Annotated in this window: 13 protein-coding genes; 9 read left to right on the plus strand and 4 right to left on the minus strand. The window is 65.5% G+C overall.

The annotated features are described in order from the left end of the window. Positions 1-25 precede the first annotated feature (25 nt). The 3 genes from AC07NK_RS14720 to AC07NK_RS14730 are packed head-to-tail and all read left to right on the plus strand — an operon-like array spanning position 26 to position 3839. The gene (locus AC07NK_RS14720; protein ID WP_495171349.1) at positions 26-1597 is read left to right on the plus strand and encodes a S10 family peptidase; all 1572 of its coding nucleotides are present in this window, start codon (positions 26-28) and stop codon (positions 1595-1597) included. A 44-nt stretch (positions 1598-1641) separates the two neighbouring features. Further along, entirely contained in the window at positions 1642-2634 is a 993-nt protein-coding gene (locus AC07NK_RS14725; protein ID WP_495171350.1) for an aspartate carbamoyltransferase catalytic subunit, read from the plus strand. Beyond that, a complete protein-coding gene (locus AC07NK_RS14730) occupies positions 2631-3839 on the plus strand; it encodes a dihydroorotase (protein WP_495171351.1) in 1209 nt (402 codons plus the stop codon). Before AC07NK_RS14725 ends, AC07NK_RS14730 begins: the two co-directional genes overlap by 4 nt. A 58-nt stretch (positions 3840-3897) precedes the next feature. Here the strand turns inward: AC07NK_RS14730 and AC07NK_RS14735 are convergent, their stop codons facing one another. From AC07NK_RS14735 to AC07NK_RS14745, 3 genes are read right to left on the minus strand one after another with little or no spacing between them, the layout of a single operon-like run. Next, positions 3898-5271 carry an SPOR domain-containing protein gene (locus tag AC07NK_RS14735; protein WP_495171352.1) on the minus strand — a complete coding sequence of 458 codons (1374 nt, stop codon included), beginning with the start codon at positions 5269-5271 and terminating at the stop codon, positions 3898-3900. Between the two features lie 18 nt (positions 5272-5289). Next, positions 5290-5946: a hypothetical protein gene (locus AC07NK_RS14740; RefSeq protein WP_495171353.1), complete on the minus strand. Its 657-nt coding sequence runs from the start codon at positions 5944-5946 to the stop codon at positions 5290-5292. Next, positions 5946-6659 carry an AAA family ATPase gene (locus tag AC07NK_RS14745; protein WP_495162425.1) on the minus strand — a complete coding sequence of 238 codons (714 nt, stop codon included), beginning with the start codon at positions 6657-6659 and terminating at the stop codon, positions 5946-5948. The genes AC07NK_RS14740 and AC07NK_RS14745 overlap by 1 nt, the downstream gene beginning before the upstream one ends. A 211-nt stretch (positions 6660-6870) precedes the next feature. On the opposite strand from AC07NK_RS14745, the gene AC07NK_RS14750 reads away from it, so the two are divergent. Beyond that, a complete protein-coding gene (locus tag AC07NK_RS14750) occupies positions 6871-7857 on the plus strand; it encodes an SPOR domain-containing protein (protein ID WP_495171354.1) in 987 nt (328 codons plus the stop codon). A 4-nt stretch (positions 7858-7861) separates the two neighbouring features. On the opposite strand, the gene serB is transcribed toward AC07NK_RS14750, so the two are convergent. Further along, positions 7862-8740 (minus strand): phosphoserine phosphatase SerB, encoded by an 879-nt coding sequence (gene serB, locus AC07NK_RS14755; RefSeq protein WP_495171570.1) that lies wholly within the window; start codon positions 8738-8740, stop codon positions 7862-7864. Here serB and miaA point away from each other — a divergent pair. The 5 genes from miaA (at position 8739) to ilvC (ending at position 13338) form a co-directional block, all read left to right on the plus strand. Further along, entirely contained in the window at positions 8739-9662 is a 924-nt protein-coding gene (miaA, locus tag AC07NK_RS14760; protein WP_495171355.1) for a tRNA (adenosine(37)-N6)-dimethylallyltransferase MiaA, read from the plus strand. The genes serB and miaA overlap by 2 nt on opposite strands. An 89-nt stretch (positions 9663-9751) precedes the next feature. After that, positions 9752-11497, plus strand: coding sequence for an acetolactate synthase 3 large subunit (locus tag AC07NK_RS14765; protein ID WP_495171356.1), 1746 nt, complete (start codon positions 9752-9754; stop codon positions 11495-11497). Next, a complete protein-coding gene (locus AC07NK_RS14770) occupies positions 11497-11703 on the plus strand; it encodes a hypothetical protein (protein ID WP_495171357.1) in 207 nt (68 codons plus the stop codon). The genes AC07NK_RS14765 and AC07NK_RS14770 overlap by 1 nt, the downstream gene beginning before the upstream one ends. Then, positions 11703-12218 carry an acetolactate synthase small subunit gene (ilvN, locus tag AC07NK_RS14775; protein ID WP_495171358.1) on the plus strand — a complete coding sequence of 172 codons (516 nt, stop codon included), beginning with the start codon at positions 11703-11705 and terminating at the stop codon, positions 12216-12218. The genes AC07NK_RS14770 and ilvN overlap by 1 nt, the downstream gene beginning before the upstream one ends. Positions 12219-12318: 100 nt before the next feature. Continuing rightward, the gene (gene ilvC / locus AC07NK_RS14780) at positions 12319-13338 is read left to right on the plus strand and encodes a ketol-acid reductoisomerase (RefSeq protein ID WP_495171359.1); all 1020 of its coding nucleotides are present in this window, start codon (positions 12319-12321) and stop codon (positions 13336-13338) included. Positions 13339-13399 lie beyond the last annotated feature (61 nt).

A 13399-nucleotide genomic window follows, 5' to 3' on the forward strand; every position in this document is an offset into this window, starting at 1 on the left:
ACGCATCCAGACTCGGGGGACATTCATGCGCCAGTTGCTTCTCGCCGCCACCTTCCTTGCCATGCCCGTTCTCGCGCAGGACAAGCCCGCTGCGCCCAAGGACGCCAAGGCCGAAGCCGAAGCCGCGCAGGTGCGCGCGCCGGTCGAGGAACAGAGCGCGGTGAGCAAGGGCAGCGTCACCGTGGGCGGGCAGCGCATCGCCTATACCGCGACCGCGGGCACGCTGACGATCCGCGACGACGAGGCGAAGCCCAGCGCGAGCTATTTCTACACCGCCTATACGAAGGACGGCGGCGGTAGCGATCGTCCGGTCACCTTCTTCTACAATGGCGGGCCGGGATCGCCGACGATCTGGCTGCATATGGGCAGCTTCGCGCCGGTGCGGGTGACCACCGCCAATCCCGAATATATCCGTCCCGCCCCCTATGGCTTCGGACCCAACCCCTATTCGCTGATCGACAAGAGCGACCTCGTCTTTGTCGACATGATCGGCGCGGGCTGGTCACGGCCGCTGGGCGAGAAGAGCGGCAAGGATTTCTGGGGCGTCGATCAGGACGCCGAGGGCTTTGCGCGGGCAATCAGCCGCTACGTCGCCAAGAACAACCGCTGGCGCAGCCCCAAAATCCTGTTCGGCGAAAGCTATGGCACGCTGCGCAACCCGGTGGTCGCGGCGAAGCTGGAGCAGGCGGGAATCAGCCTCAACGGCATGGTCCAGTTCTCCACCATCATGAACTACGGCGTGCGCCAATCGGGGTATGACCAGAATTACCTGACGCTGTTCCCGACGATGGCGGCGACCGCCTGGTATCATAACCGTCTGCCTAATCGCCCGGCGGATCTGCGGGCATTCCTTGACGAAGTACGCGGCTTCACCACCGGGGCCTACGCCGCGGCGCTTGCCAAGGGATCGAACATCCCGGTCGCGGAGAAGCAGTCGGTGGCAAAGCAGATGGCGGCCTATATCGGCCTCAGCGAAGCCTTCATCCTGCGCGCCGACCTGCGCATCGACCTGTCGCACTTCCAGACTGAGCTGCTGCGCGACCGGCGGCTCGCGGCAGGGCGGCTCGATTCGCGCTACACGCTCAACATGACCGATGCGAATGCCGACAGCCCGGGCGACGACCCGTCGTCGACCGCGATCTCGGGCGCGTTCGTCGCGACATTCCAGGATTATGCGGTGCGCGTTCTGGGGTACAAGACCGACCTGCCCTATCGCATGACCGCGCGCGGGCCGGGATTCAACTGGGACTGGAACCACCGCCCGCCCAATGCAAATCAGCCGCAGACCACGCCCAATTCGGGGCTGGATCTTGCCTGGACGATGCGCACCAACCCGTATCTCAAGGTGATGTTCGTCAACGGCTATTACGACTTCGCGACGCCGTTCTTCGGCGCGGAGTTCGATGCCTCGCATATGCTGCTCGACGAAGCGCTGCAGCGGAACATTGACTTCACTTACTATGAGGCGGGGCACATGGTGTATTTGAACCCGGACGAGCTGGCGAAGATGCACGCCGACCTTGGCCGCTGGTACGACAAGGCGCTAGCCGCCCCTGCCCGCCCCGCCCCGCGGGCGGCGACGCAACCGGGGCAATGAGCGCGCTTGCGCCCCTGCCCCGGCCTCGCTAACCGCAGGGTTTAATGCAACCGCCGATCGATCATCGCCCCGGCGCCCAGATTCAGGGGCGCGCCGTGTTTCCGCACGCGCACCTGACGGGTATTTCCGGGCTTCAGCCGCACGAGATACTGTTCCTCCTCGACGAGGCGGAACAATGGATCGAAGCTAATCGCAGCCGCGCCAAGAGTGACCACCGGCTCGCCGGCCTTACCCAGATCAACGCGTTCTTCGAGAATTCGACGCGTACCCTGCTATCGTTCGAGATCGCGGGAAAGCGGCTGGGTGCGGACGTCGTCAACATGCACGCCGCGCAATCGAGCGTGAAGAAGGGCGAAACGCTGATCGACACGGCGATGACGCTCAACGCGATGCGCGCCGACGTCATCGTCATCCGCCACATGTCGTCCGGCGCGGTGCAACTGATCGCCGACAAGGTCGACTGCCCGGTGCTCAACGCCGGCGACGGCAGCCATGAGCACCCGACACAGGCCTTGCTCGACGCGCTGACGATCCGGCGGCGGCGGGGCGAGATTGCCCATCAGCGCGTGGTGATCTGTGGCGACATCCTGCACAGCCGCGTCGCGCGCTCGAACATCCTGGCACTGACTGCTCTGGCCGCCGAGGTGCGGGTAGTCGCGCCTTCGACGCTGATGCCCGCGGCGATCGAGAAGATGGGTGTCACGCCCTTCACCGATTTCGATGCGGCACTGGAGGGAGCGGACGTGGTGATGATGCTGCGCCTGCAGAATGAACGCATGTCGGGGGCCTACATCCCCTCGACGCGCGAATATCACCTCAATTATGGGCTTACCCCTGAGCGGCTGGCGCGCGCCAAGCCCGATGCGCTGGTGATGCACCCCGGCCCGATGAACCGCGGGGTCGAGATCGACTCCTCGGTCGCCGACATGCCGGGCCGCTCGGCGATTACCGAGCAGGTCGAGATGGGCGTGGCGGTACGCATGGCGTGCCTCGACGTGCTGACCCGGCGCGCACGCGGTGTGGAGGGCTGGGCATGAACCTGATCTTCCGCAACGCCCGACTGGTCTGCCCCGAGGGCGGCGAGCGCGATGGCGAGCTGTTCGTCGCCAATCACGAGATCGTCGCCGATGCCCCCACGGACGCGCAGGTAATCGATTGCGGCGGCAAGCTGCTCGCCCCAGCCCTGATCGATCTCGGCGCCTTCGCAATGGACAAGGCGGCTTGCCGCGCGGGCGGGATCGCACGCATCGGGCTGATGCCCGACCAGTCGCCGGTGCTCGACGGCCCGGGTATCGTCCAGCGCGCCGCCGACATGGGCAAGCCCGAGCTGTGGGTCCATCCGATCGCCGCGGCGACACGCGGGCTGGAAGGCACCGACCTGGCCGAATTCGCGATCAATGCCGAGGCCGGCGCGCGCGCGGTATCGACCGGTCGGCACTGGATCGCCGATTCCGGGGTGATGCGCCGCGTGCTCGCCTATGCCCGCGACTGCGGCCTTACCGTCATCGCCCATGCCGAGGATGGCGGGCTGACAGGACAGGCGGTCGCGACCGAAGGCGAGACCGCGACCCGGCTGGGCCTGCCGTCCGCGCCCGCGGTCGCCGAAGCGCTGGCGATCGCGCGCGACCTGATGCTCGTGGAACAGACCGGCGCTTCGATCCATTTCCGACAGGTGACCACCGCCACAGGCTTTGACCTGATCCGGGCAGCCAAGGCGCACGGGATTGCCGTCACCTGCGGCATCAGCCCGGCGCACCTGCTGCTGTCGGATATCAACGTCACCGATTTCCGTACCTTTGCCCGCCTCTCGCCGCCGCTTCGCGACGAGAGCGACCGGCGCGCTGCGCTGGCGGCACTGACGGACGGGACGATCGACGTGCTCTGCTCAAGCCACGATCCGCGGGGACCGGAAGAGAAGCGCCTGCCGTTCGTCGACGCAACGCCAGGCATGGCGGGCGCGCAGACGTTGCTGACGCTGGGCCTGGGCCTTGTGCGCGACGAACGCGTCACGCTCGACCGACTGTTCGCACTGGTTGCGAGCAATCCTGCCAACCTGCTTGGAATCGAAGCCGGAACGTTGGCGACCGGGATGCCGGCAGACCTGATCCTGATCGACCCGGAAGCGCCGTGGCAGATCAACTCGGACCGGATGGCGGGCAAGGCGGGCAACACCCCGTTCGACGGCCTGCCGGTTCAAGGCAAGGCGGTTCGGCTGTTCAAGGGCGGCGCGGAGATCGCCTGAAACGGAAAAGGCCGGGCGAGATGCCCGGCCTTCCCCCTTGTTCCTGAAATCTGCTGGCTTAGCGCGAGGCGACCTGCACGCGCGACGGCCTGACCCAGCTCGCGGCCTTGTCGCCCCCACCCTGACGGACGAAGCAGTTGCCGCCGCCAGCGCGCACCTTTCGGCACAGCGTGTCCGCACCGCTGCGGTCGAAACCGCCCACGGCGAGCCGCTGGAAATTGCCCGCGCCGGTCGTGACGCTGGCGCTGGTCGGGGTCATTGCCTTGAGCAGCGGAGTCCGGCGAACCGCGCGGCCCCACGCATCCTGTGCGACGCCTGCGCTATCATAGGCGCCGAGCTGGACCGACCAGCTGCCCTTACCGGGCTTGAAGTCTTCGACCGGGGCCTTGACCGCAATCGCGAGCGGCTTGCGCGCGCCGACCTCGATGCGAGCGGGAGCCGGCTTGATCGCCGCAGCTGCCCTGACGGGGATCGCCTGGACGACCTCCTGCCGCGGGGCGAACACGATCTGGTTGCCACTGGGAGCGGTGATCGCAGGTGCGATCGGAGTCCCCGTCATCGCGGTATCGACCGCCGTGGCGGCGGGTGCAACCGCGGCGGCGACCGAGGTGGAGGCGCCGGTGTCGGGCATATAGGCCTCGACCGGATCGGCAACCTGCTGCGCAGCAACCGCTGTGGTCATCGAACGGGCGAGCGCGAGTTGTTCGGGCCGGCCGCGATCGTCAATCGGCGTCACGCCGAGCAGGGAAGCGACCTGATCATAGGCGTTCTGCGGGCGCGAGAAGCTGGCCCATTGCAGGATCCGCGCGTCGAGCTGACCGGGCGAGACGTCGAAGCTCGCGACTGCGCGTGCCTGCTGCCAATTGCCGGCAAGCGCCAGGCTGAGCGCAAGATTCTGGCGCGTCTTGGCATCAGCGCCGGGCTGGCGGGCAGCGTTGGTCAGGAGTTCGACCGCCGTGCCCGGATCGCCGGCCAGCGCGATGGCAAGGCCGCGGTCGCTGGCAGGAATGCTGCCGGCATGGGTCTCGAGCGTCTGACGCGCGGTATTCCAATCGCCGACCGCAATCTGCGCGAGCGCGAGATTGAGTGCGGTACGGCCATTGGCCGGGTCGAGCGACAGCGCCTCATTGAGCGCCTGTGTCGCCGAGACGAAGCGCCCGGCAAAGAGGTAGGTTTCACCCAGAAGCTGGCGATACTCGCCATTCCTGGGGTCAAATGCGACCGCCGCTTCGGCATGGGTCACGGCCTTTTGCGGGTTCCCGCCCTTGAGCGCCTTACGCGCCGACTGAGCTTCCTTCGCGGCCTTCAGCGTATCCTGCGCGACGGCGTCACTGGCGACAGCGAGGCCACCGATGAGCGACGGACCGCCGACAATCGGCGCGCCAAGCACCAGGGCCGAAACCCCGATGGTAAGAAAACGACGTGCGTTCATGGCCCAAATCCCCTTGATTCAGCGAGCCTTGCCCGCAGGGAGCCGGTCAGCCAGCGCCCCCACTTCGGGCAATGTGTCGAGAAATGCGTCGAGCGCTTCGGTGACGAGCAACTGGGCCGAGCGGCCGGACAGCGCCGAAGCGAGACGCAGCTTGAGATGACGTTCGGTGTCGAGCCGCAGCGTAAATGCGGCCTTCCCTTTCTTGGCCGAGACCTCGCGCCCGATACGGGCTGCGGTGGCGGTAGAGACCGGGCGCGATGCCGGTGCTTCGGCCACAGCCGCCTCGATCGGCTGCGCGACCGGAGCAGGCTGGACGACTGGCGCGGGCTCCACGACCGGTTCCGGCTGGATCTGCTGCTGTACGGCGACGGGCTGCGGTTCGGGATGAACCTGCGGCTGCGTCACTACAGGCTGCGGTTCGGGATGAACCTGAGGCGCCTGCGCGAACTCCTCGGCAAGCGCATGGCGCTGTGCGAGAACCTGCGGCATCTCATGCGACACCGGCGGCGCGGACTCGAAGCCCTCGAACCCCATGTCATTCCAGCCAAGATCGTCGAGCGACGTACCCGGATTGAGGCCGACGAAGCCCTGCGGGCGCATCGCGGGACGCGCCTGACCCTTACGAGCCAGCAGGCCCGACGAGAGCGAAGCGGTCGGTTTTGCGGAACCGAACATCAGCTCACCACCCGGCGGCCGAAGCCACCCTGTGTGCGGCCCGTGAACGCGACATGGGTCGCGGCGGGCGCAGTAAAGACGGTGCGGCGGAAATTCTTTTCGAGCCGGTCGCCGATATATTGCCAGAGCGCGGTGACCTCAGCCGCCGACTTGCCGTTCGGGTCGATCTCCATGACCGTACGGCCGTCAATCATCGACGAGGCAAAATCGGTGCGCTGATGGAGCGTGACCGGGGCGACGGTGCCGTGCTGCGACAGTGCGACCGCGGCCTCACTGGTGATCTTGGCCTTGGGCGTCGCGGCGTTGACCACGAAGATCAGCGGCTTGCCCGCGCGGTCGCACAGGTCGACTGTGGCGCCGACGGCGCGCAGATCGTGCGGCGACGGGCGCGTCGGGATGACGATCAGTTCGGCGACCTGGATCACGCTCTGGATTGCCATGGTGATGGCAGGGGGCGTGTCGATCACCGCGAGGCGGAAGCCCTGCTGGCGCAGCACCTCCAGATCGGCGGCGAGCCGGGCGACCGTGGTCTGGGCGAAGGCGGGAAAATCCGTCTCGCGCTCGTTCCACCAGTCCGAAAGCGATCCCTGCGGATCGATATCGATCAGCACGACCGGGCCATGGCCCGCGCGCTGCGCCTGCACCGCAAGGTGCCCGCTGAGCGTGGTCTTACCCGATCCGCCCTTTTGTGATGCCATCGCGAGTACGCGCATCTACCCCTCTGAAAATCCCGGTTGCCCAACACTGGGATGCCAGTGGGAAGCTAAGAAGCCGTTAATGAAGGGGTTAATGGCGAGGTGGAGGGATGCGGTTCGTTCCGGATGCGATCCGGAGGGCGTTTAACGCTTGTTCAAGCATTGCTTGGCCAGATGTTGGTTAACTGGCATTATCCAATGGATGCCGATGCGAACAGGGATTGGCGGTATGCGTAAGATTTCCTTGGCGATATTGCTGGCTGCAACGGTCCTTTCCGGTGCGCCCGCGCTGGCCGACGTGAAGGCCGGCGTCGATGCCTGGCAGCGCGGCGACTATAAGAAGGCGCTTTCCGAATGGCGCGGCCCCGCCAATTCGGGCGATGCCGATGCACAGTTCAACATGGGCCAGGCTTATAAGCTGGGCCGCGGAGTTCCGGTGGATCGCGCTATCGCGGAAGAATGGTATCGCAAGGCAGCGCTTCAGGGTCATCCGCAGGCTGAAGAGAGCTATGGCCTGACGCTGTTCGAGAACAACAAGCGCACCCAGGCCGAGGAATGGCTGCTGAAGGCCGCGGGCCGCGGAGAGCAGCGTGCGCAATACGTGCTGGGCACGATGTACTTCAACGGCGACGGTGTGGCGCGCGACTGGGTGCGCGCCTATGCGCTGACCGTGCGTGCGGCGGCGCAGGGAATGACGCAAGCATCGACGGCACAGGCGCAGATGGATCGTCATATCCCACTCGCCGATCGGCAGCAGGGGCTTGAGCTCGCCCGGAAATATGAACGCGAAGCCGGCAGGCCGCAGATTGCGGCGGCGATGCCCCCGCCTTCCTCACGTCCCGGAAATCCGATCGCGCGCGTTGATATCCCCGCGGGCCCGGTACCTGCATCACCCACCGTTCGCGAATCGCGGGTGGCAGAAACACACCCTGCCCCGCCAATCGTGCGGCCAGCACCACGTCCGACTGCGCAGCCCGCTGCAACCCGTCCGGCGCCGGTGCGCGATGGCGGCTGGAAGCTTCAGCTGGGCGCGTTCGGCGATCCCGGCAATGCCCGGCGACTCGGCGCACAGATGAGCGGGCGCTTCCCGGGACGGCAAATCTCCTATGTGAAGGCGGGTAACCTCACCCGCGTGCTGGTCGGCCCCTTCGCCTCCAATGCAGAAGCAAGCGGTGCGTGCCGCGGGGTCGGGTCCTGCGTGCCGGTGCGGAACTAGGCGCTCAGGCCACCCACTCGCTGCGCGGGATGCCCTGCGCATAGAGCAAGGCCGTCAGATCGTTGTGGTCGATCCGCGCACCTGCGGCCGCGGCGACGATCGGCTTGGCGTGATAGGCGACGCCGAGGCCGGCCTTCCTGATCATCGCGAGATCGTTGGCGCCATCGCCCACTGCCAGCGTCGCATCGGTATCGAGACCGAGTTCAGCCATCGCGCCGAGCAGAGTCGTTTCCTTGGTCCCTGAGTCGACGATCGGCTTGGTGACCGCGCCGGTCAGTGCATCGGCCTCGATCAGCAGTTCATTGGCGATCACCCGGTCGAAACCGATCTGCGCGCCCACCGGCCCGGCAAAGCGGGTGAAGCCGCCCGAGACCAGGATCGCGGTCGCGCCATTGGCCTTCATCGTCTGCACCAGCGTGCGGGCACCCGGCATCAGCTGGACGCGTTCAGCGAGGCAGCGGTCGATCGCATCCGCGCCGAGGCCCTTGAGCAGCGCCACGCGCGCGTCGAGCGCTTCGGCGAAGTCGAGTTCTCCGCGCATCGCCGCTTCGGTGACTTCAGCAATCTGCGGCTTGATCCCGGCGTAATCGGCAAGTTCGTCGATGCATTCGACGGTGATCATCGTCGAGTCCATGTCGGCGACGATCAGACGCTTGCGGCGGCCTTTGACGGGTTGAACGACGATGTCGACACGATCGAACGCACCTTCGAGTGTGGCACGCGCCTGATCGGGGTTCGCGGCAAAGGCGAGGTCGACTGCCTTGCCGGGTTCAAGCTCGGTTACGTCCGCCGGTGCACAACCCGCATCGCGCAGCTTGCTCTGTGCGGAGGAAATAACGCCCGCCTCAAGCCGATCCGCTGCTATCAGCGTAACGATGAACATGCCGCACTCCCACAAGCCAAGGGTGGCGCTCATTGCAGGGCCGACCGCCAGCGGCAAGTCCGCATTGGCGATCGCGCTTGCGCAGCGCACGGACGGGACGGTGATCAATGCGGATTCGGCTCAGGTCTATGCCGAGCTGCGGGTGCTGAGCGCACGGCCATCGCCCGGGGAAGAAGCGCAGGCGCCGCACCGACTGTTTGGGCATGTCGCGGGGATCGAGGACTATTCCGCCGCGCGCTGGGCCGAGGAAGCTAAGGCCGAGATCGCGGCGGCGGATGCACGCGGCAGCTTGCCGGTGCTGGCGGGCGGCACCGGCATGTATATCCGCACGCTGCTCGACGGGATCGCGCCGGTGCCCGAGATCGATCCGGCGGTTCGCGCAGAGGTGCGCGCGCTGCCGGTGGCGGAGGCGCATGACCTGCTCCGGCAGGCTGACCCGGACGCAGCGGAGCGGCTGAACGCTGCCGACACGACGCGCGTTGCCCGTGCGCTCGAGGTCGTGCGTTCGACGGGGCGGACTCTCGCTGACTGGCAAGCAGAGCGGGTCGGCGGGATCGGCGACGCGATCGAACTTACGCCGCTGATCCTGCTTCCCGACCGCGCCTGGCTCGCGGAACGTTGCGATCGTCGCCTAGGCGCGATGTTCGACGACGGCGCAATCGAGGAGGTCGAAAGCCTGCTGCAGTGCAGCGACATCGCCGCCAGTGCGCCGGTGCGCCGTGCCATCGGTGTTGCAGAAATCGCAGCGTTTCTAGAGGGTTCGCTCAGCCGGGAGGCGGCGCTTCAACGCGCGCAGGCGGCAACCCGGCAATATGCCAAGCGGCAATATACCTGGCTTCGGCACCAGCCGCCCGGACATTGGCCGCGGACTGAATCGACAGATATTACCAAACAAGTCAATCATTTTGCACGATTATTATAATCTTTATGCTTGACACGTAGTTTTAATACGCATAGCAGCGCCCTTCCCCAACTGCTATTGCAGTGCGGAAAAACCAGAGGAGACGACCAGTGGCCGAGAAGAGCGGAGCAGACATCCTGATCGAGGCGTTGAGCGACCTCGGTGTGGAAGTCATCTTCGGCTATCCCGGAGGCGCCGTACTTCCCATTTACGACGCGATCTTCAAGCAGAAGAAGATTCGCCACATTCTGGTCCGCCATGAGCAGGCGGCAACGCACGCAGCGGAGGGCTATGCCCGCTCGACCGGCAAGCCGGGCGTGGTGCTGGTCACCTCGGGTCCCGGTGCGACCAATGCCGTCACCGGCATCACCGACGCGCTGATGGATTCGATCCCGATGGTTGTCATCACCGGACAGGTGCCGTCGCATCTGATCGGATCGGACGCCTTCCAGGAGGCGGACACGGTCGGCATCACGCGTCACTGCACCAAGCATAATTATCTGGTGAAGGATCCGGCGCAGCTCGGCAGCGTCATCCACGAGGCGTTTCACATCGCCACATCAGGCCGCCCCGGCCCGGTGGTGATCGACATCCCCAAGGACGTCCAGATCGCCACTGCGCGCTACACCAAGTCCGGCCCGATCCAGCACAAGACCTATCGCCCGCAGGTGAAGGCGGACAAATCGCTGATCGAATCCGCGGTCGAGATGCTGGCCGCGGCCGAGCGTCCGGTCTTCTACACCGGCGGCGGGGTCATCAACTCGGGTCCGGGCGCGTCGCAGCTGTTGCGCGAACTGGCGAAGATCACCGGCGCACCGGTCACCTCGACGCTGATGGGCCTCGGCGCCTTCCCGGCTTCTTCCGATCAGTGGCTGGGTATGCTGGGCATGCACGGCACTTACGAAGCCAATTACGCGATGAATCAGGCCGACCTGATCATCGCGATCGGCGCGCGGTTCGACGATCGCGTGACGGGGCGGCTGGATGCGTTCGCCCCGCATGCGCGGAAGATCCATATCGATATCGACCGGTCGTCGATGAACAAGACGGTGCGCGTCGATCTGCCGATCGTCGCCGATGTCGGGCATGCGCTCGAGGATATGATCCGCATCTGGAAGGCACGGCAGCATCCCAAGCCCGACCTGTCCGAATGGTGGCGGCGCATTGAGGGCTGGCGTGCGGTCAAGTGCCTCGACTTCCCCGAGGACAGCAACGAGATCATGCCCCAGCGCGCGATCCGTGCGCTGTGGGAGGCGACCAAGGATCGGGCGCCGATCATCACGACTGAGGTCGGGCAGCACCAGATGTGGGCCGCGCAGCATTTCCACTTCGAAAGCCCCAACAAGTGGCTGACGAGCGGCGGTCTCGGCACGATGGGCTATGGCCTGCCCGCAGCGATCGGAGCGCAGCTGGGCAATCCGGGCGCGCTGGTGATCGACATTGCCGGCGAAGCCAGCATCCAGATGAATATCCAGGAGCTGGCGACAGCCACTCAGTATCGTCTGCCGGTCAAGATCTTCATCCTCAACAACGAGTATATGGGGATGGTCCGTCAGTGGCAGGAGCTGACCTATTCCAGCCGTTATTCCGAGAGTTATAGCGACGCATTGCCGGACTTTGTGAAGCTGGGCGAGGCCTATGGCTGGAAGGGAATCCGGATCGAGGGCAACGACGCGCTCGACGACGGCATCGCCGCAATGCTCGCGCATGACGGGCCGGTGATCGTCGATTGCCGCGTGGCGAAGCTCGCCAACTGCTTCCCGATGATCCCGTCGGGCGCCGCCCATACAGACATGCTGCTCCAGTCCGCCGAAGTTTCCGGCGAAATGGACGACGAAGCCAAGGCACTGGTCTGATGGATGAGAGCACGACGGTTACGGTAGGCGATGCCTATCGTGCGATGTTCGAATTCATCGATGCGTACTGGCGTCGCGGTCTGGAATCGGACGATCAGATCGCCAGCATGCTGGGCTCGATGCAGTTCGCAAGCGCGAGCCCTGTCAACACGATTGATCCCGCCCAGTGGCAAGACTGGCTCGAGGCGGTGAAGAAAGTCACCTGATGCACATCAAGGAAGAGAAAGCCGAACGGCATACACTTGCCGTGATCGTCGACAACGAGCCGGGTATTCTTGCCCGGATCGCAGGCCTGTTCACCGCGCGCGGCTACAATATCGAGAGCCTGACGGTATCCGAGATCACGTCGGACAAGGCGGTGAGCCGGATTACCATCGTCACCTCGGCGAGCCCCGCGACGCTCGAACAGATCGTCGCGCAGCTCGACCGGCTGGTGCCGGTGCACAAGGTCCATGACCTGACCGCCGAGGGCGACCATGTCGAGCGCGAGCTGGCGCTGGTGAAGGTCGCCGGCACCGGTGATCACCGGATCGAGGCGCTGCGGCTCGCCGATGTCTATCGTGCGCGCGTAGTGGATGCGACCACGTCGAGCTTCGTGTTCGAGGTGACCGGTTCGACCGAGAAGATCGACAAGTTCATCGAGCTGATGGGCGAAGTCGGCCTGATCGAGGTCGCGCGGACGGGCATCGTGGCCATCTCGCGGGGCAAAGAGGCGGCCTGACCGCTCTACAGATTAACTGTCGCCCCATCCGGGGGCGGATCGATTATGGCGCGGCGGAATGACGCCGTTCGCGCGGGAATGACGAAAGGGAATTTTCGAAATGCGTGTCTATTACGATCGTGATGCCGACCTGAACCTGATCACGGGCAAGAAGATCGCCATCGTCGGCTATGGTTCGCAGGGCCACGCCCATGCGCAGAACCTGCGCGACAGCGGCGTCAAGGATGTCGCGATCGCGCTGCGCGAAGGTTCGGCGACCGCGAAGAAGGCGATCGACGCCGGCTTCAAGGTGCTGTCGAACAAGGAAGCGGCGCAGTGGGCCGACATCGTCATGATCCTGGCGCCCGACGAGCATCAGGCGGCGATCTGGGAGAGCGATCTCAAGGGCAATATGAAGCCCGGCGCGGCACTCGCCTTCGCCCATGGCCTCAACGTTCATTTCGGCCTGATCGACCCGCCCGCGGATATCGACGTGATCATGATCGCGCCGAAGGGTCCGGGCCATACCGTGCGCAGCGAATATGTGCGCGGCGGCGGCGTCCCCTGTCTCGTTGCGATCCATCAGGATGCATCGGGCAACGCGCATGACGTCGCGCTGGCATATGCGTCGGGCGTCGGCGGCGGCCGTTCGGGCATCATCGAGACCAATTTCCGCGAGGAATGCGAGACCGACCTGTTCGGCGAGCAGGCCGTGCTGTGCGGCGGCATCACCCACCTGATCCAGGCCGGGTTCGAGACGCTGGTCGAGGCGGGCTACGCCCCCGAAATGGCCTATTTCGAGTGCCTCCACGAGACCAAGCTGATCGTCGATCTGCTCTATGAAGGCGGCATCGCCAACATGCGCTATTCGATCTCGAACACCGCCGAATATGGTGACATCAAGACCGGCCCGCGCATCATCACCGACGAGACCAAGGCCGAGATGAAGCGCGTGCTCGCCGACATCCAGTCGGGCCGCTTCGTCAAGGACTTCGTCCTCGACAACCGCGCCGGCCAGCCCGAGCTGAAGGCGAGCCGCAAGGCAGCCGCCGCTCACCCGATCGAGAAGACGGGCGCCGAGCTGCGCGCGATGATGCCGTGGATCAAAGCGAACCAGCTGGTGGACAAAGAAAAGAACTAAGTTCCGCGAATAAGTCCTGCAAAAAGGACGGAGAGGATGACGGGGCGGGGTTGGATTCCCC

The organism is Sphingomonas sp. GW821-FHT09B04 (assembly GCF_059418285.1).

Bases quoted from the DNA above. Each gene is read 5' to 3' on its own strand.
- AC07NK_RS14720 (WP_495171349.1), top strand. From the start codon at position 26: ATGCGCCAGTTGCTTCTCGCCGCCACCTTCCTTGCCATGCCCGTTCTC.
- AC07NK_RS14725 (WP_495171350.1), top strand. From the start codon at position 1,642: ATGCAACCGCCGATCGATCATCGCCCCGGCGCCCAGATTCAGGGGCGC.
- AC07NK_RS14730 (WP_495171351.1), top strand. From the start codon at position 2,631: ATGAACCTGATCTTCCGCAACGCCCGACTGGTCTGCCCCGAGGGCGGC.
- AC07NK_RS14735 (WP_495171352.1), bottom strand. From the start codon at position 5,271: ATGAACGCACGTCGTTTTCTTACCATCGGGGTTTCGGCCCTGGTGCTT.
- AC07NK_RS14740 (WP_495171353.1), bottom strand. From the start codon at position 5,946: ATGTTCGGTTCCGCAAAACCGACCGCTTCGCTCTCGTCGGGCCTGCTG.
- AC07NK_RS14745 (WP_495162425.1), bottom strand. From the start codon at position 6,659: ATGCGCGTACTCGCGATGGCATCACAAAAGGGCGGATCGGGTAAGACC.
- AC07NK_RS14750 (WP_495171354.1), top strand. From the start codon at position 6,871: ATGCGTAAGATTTCCTTGGCGATATTGCTGGCTGCAACGGTCCTTTCC.
- miaA (WP_495171355.1), top strand. From the start codon at position 8,739: ATGCCGCACTCCCACAAGCCAAGGGTGGCGCTCATTGCAGGGCCGACC.
- serB (WP_495171570.1), bottom strand. From the start codon at position 8,740: ATGTTCATCGTTACGCTGATAGCAGCGGATCGGCTTGAGGCGGGCGTT.
- AC07NK_RS14770 (WP_495171357.1), top strand. From the start codon at position 11,497: ATGGATGAGAGCACGACGGTTACGGTAGGCGATGCCTATCGTGCGATG.
- ilvN (WP_495171358.1), top strand. From the start codon at position 11,703: ATGCACATCAAGGAAGAGAAAGCCGAACGGCATACACTTGCCGTGATC.
- ilvC (WP_495171359.1), top strand. From the start codon at position 12,319: ATGCGTGTCTATTACGATCGTGATGCCGACCTGAACCTGATCACGGGC.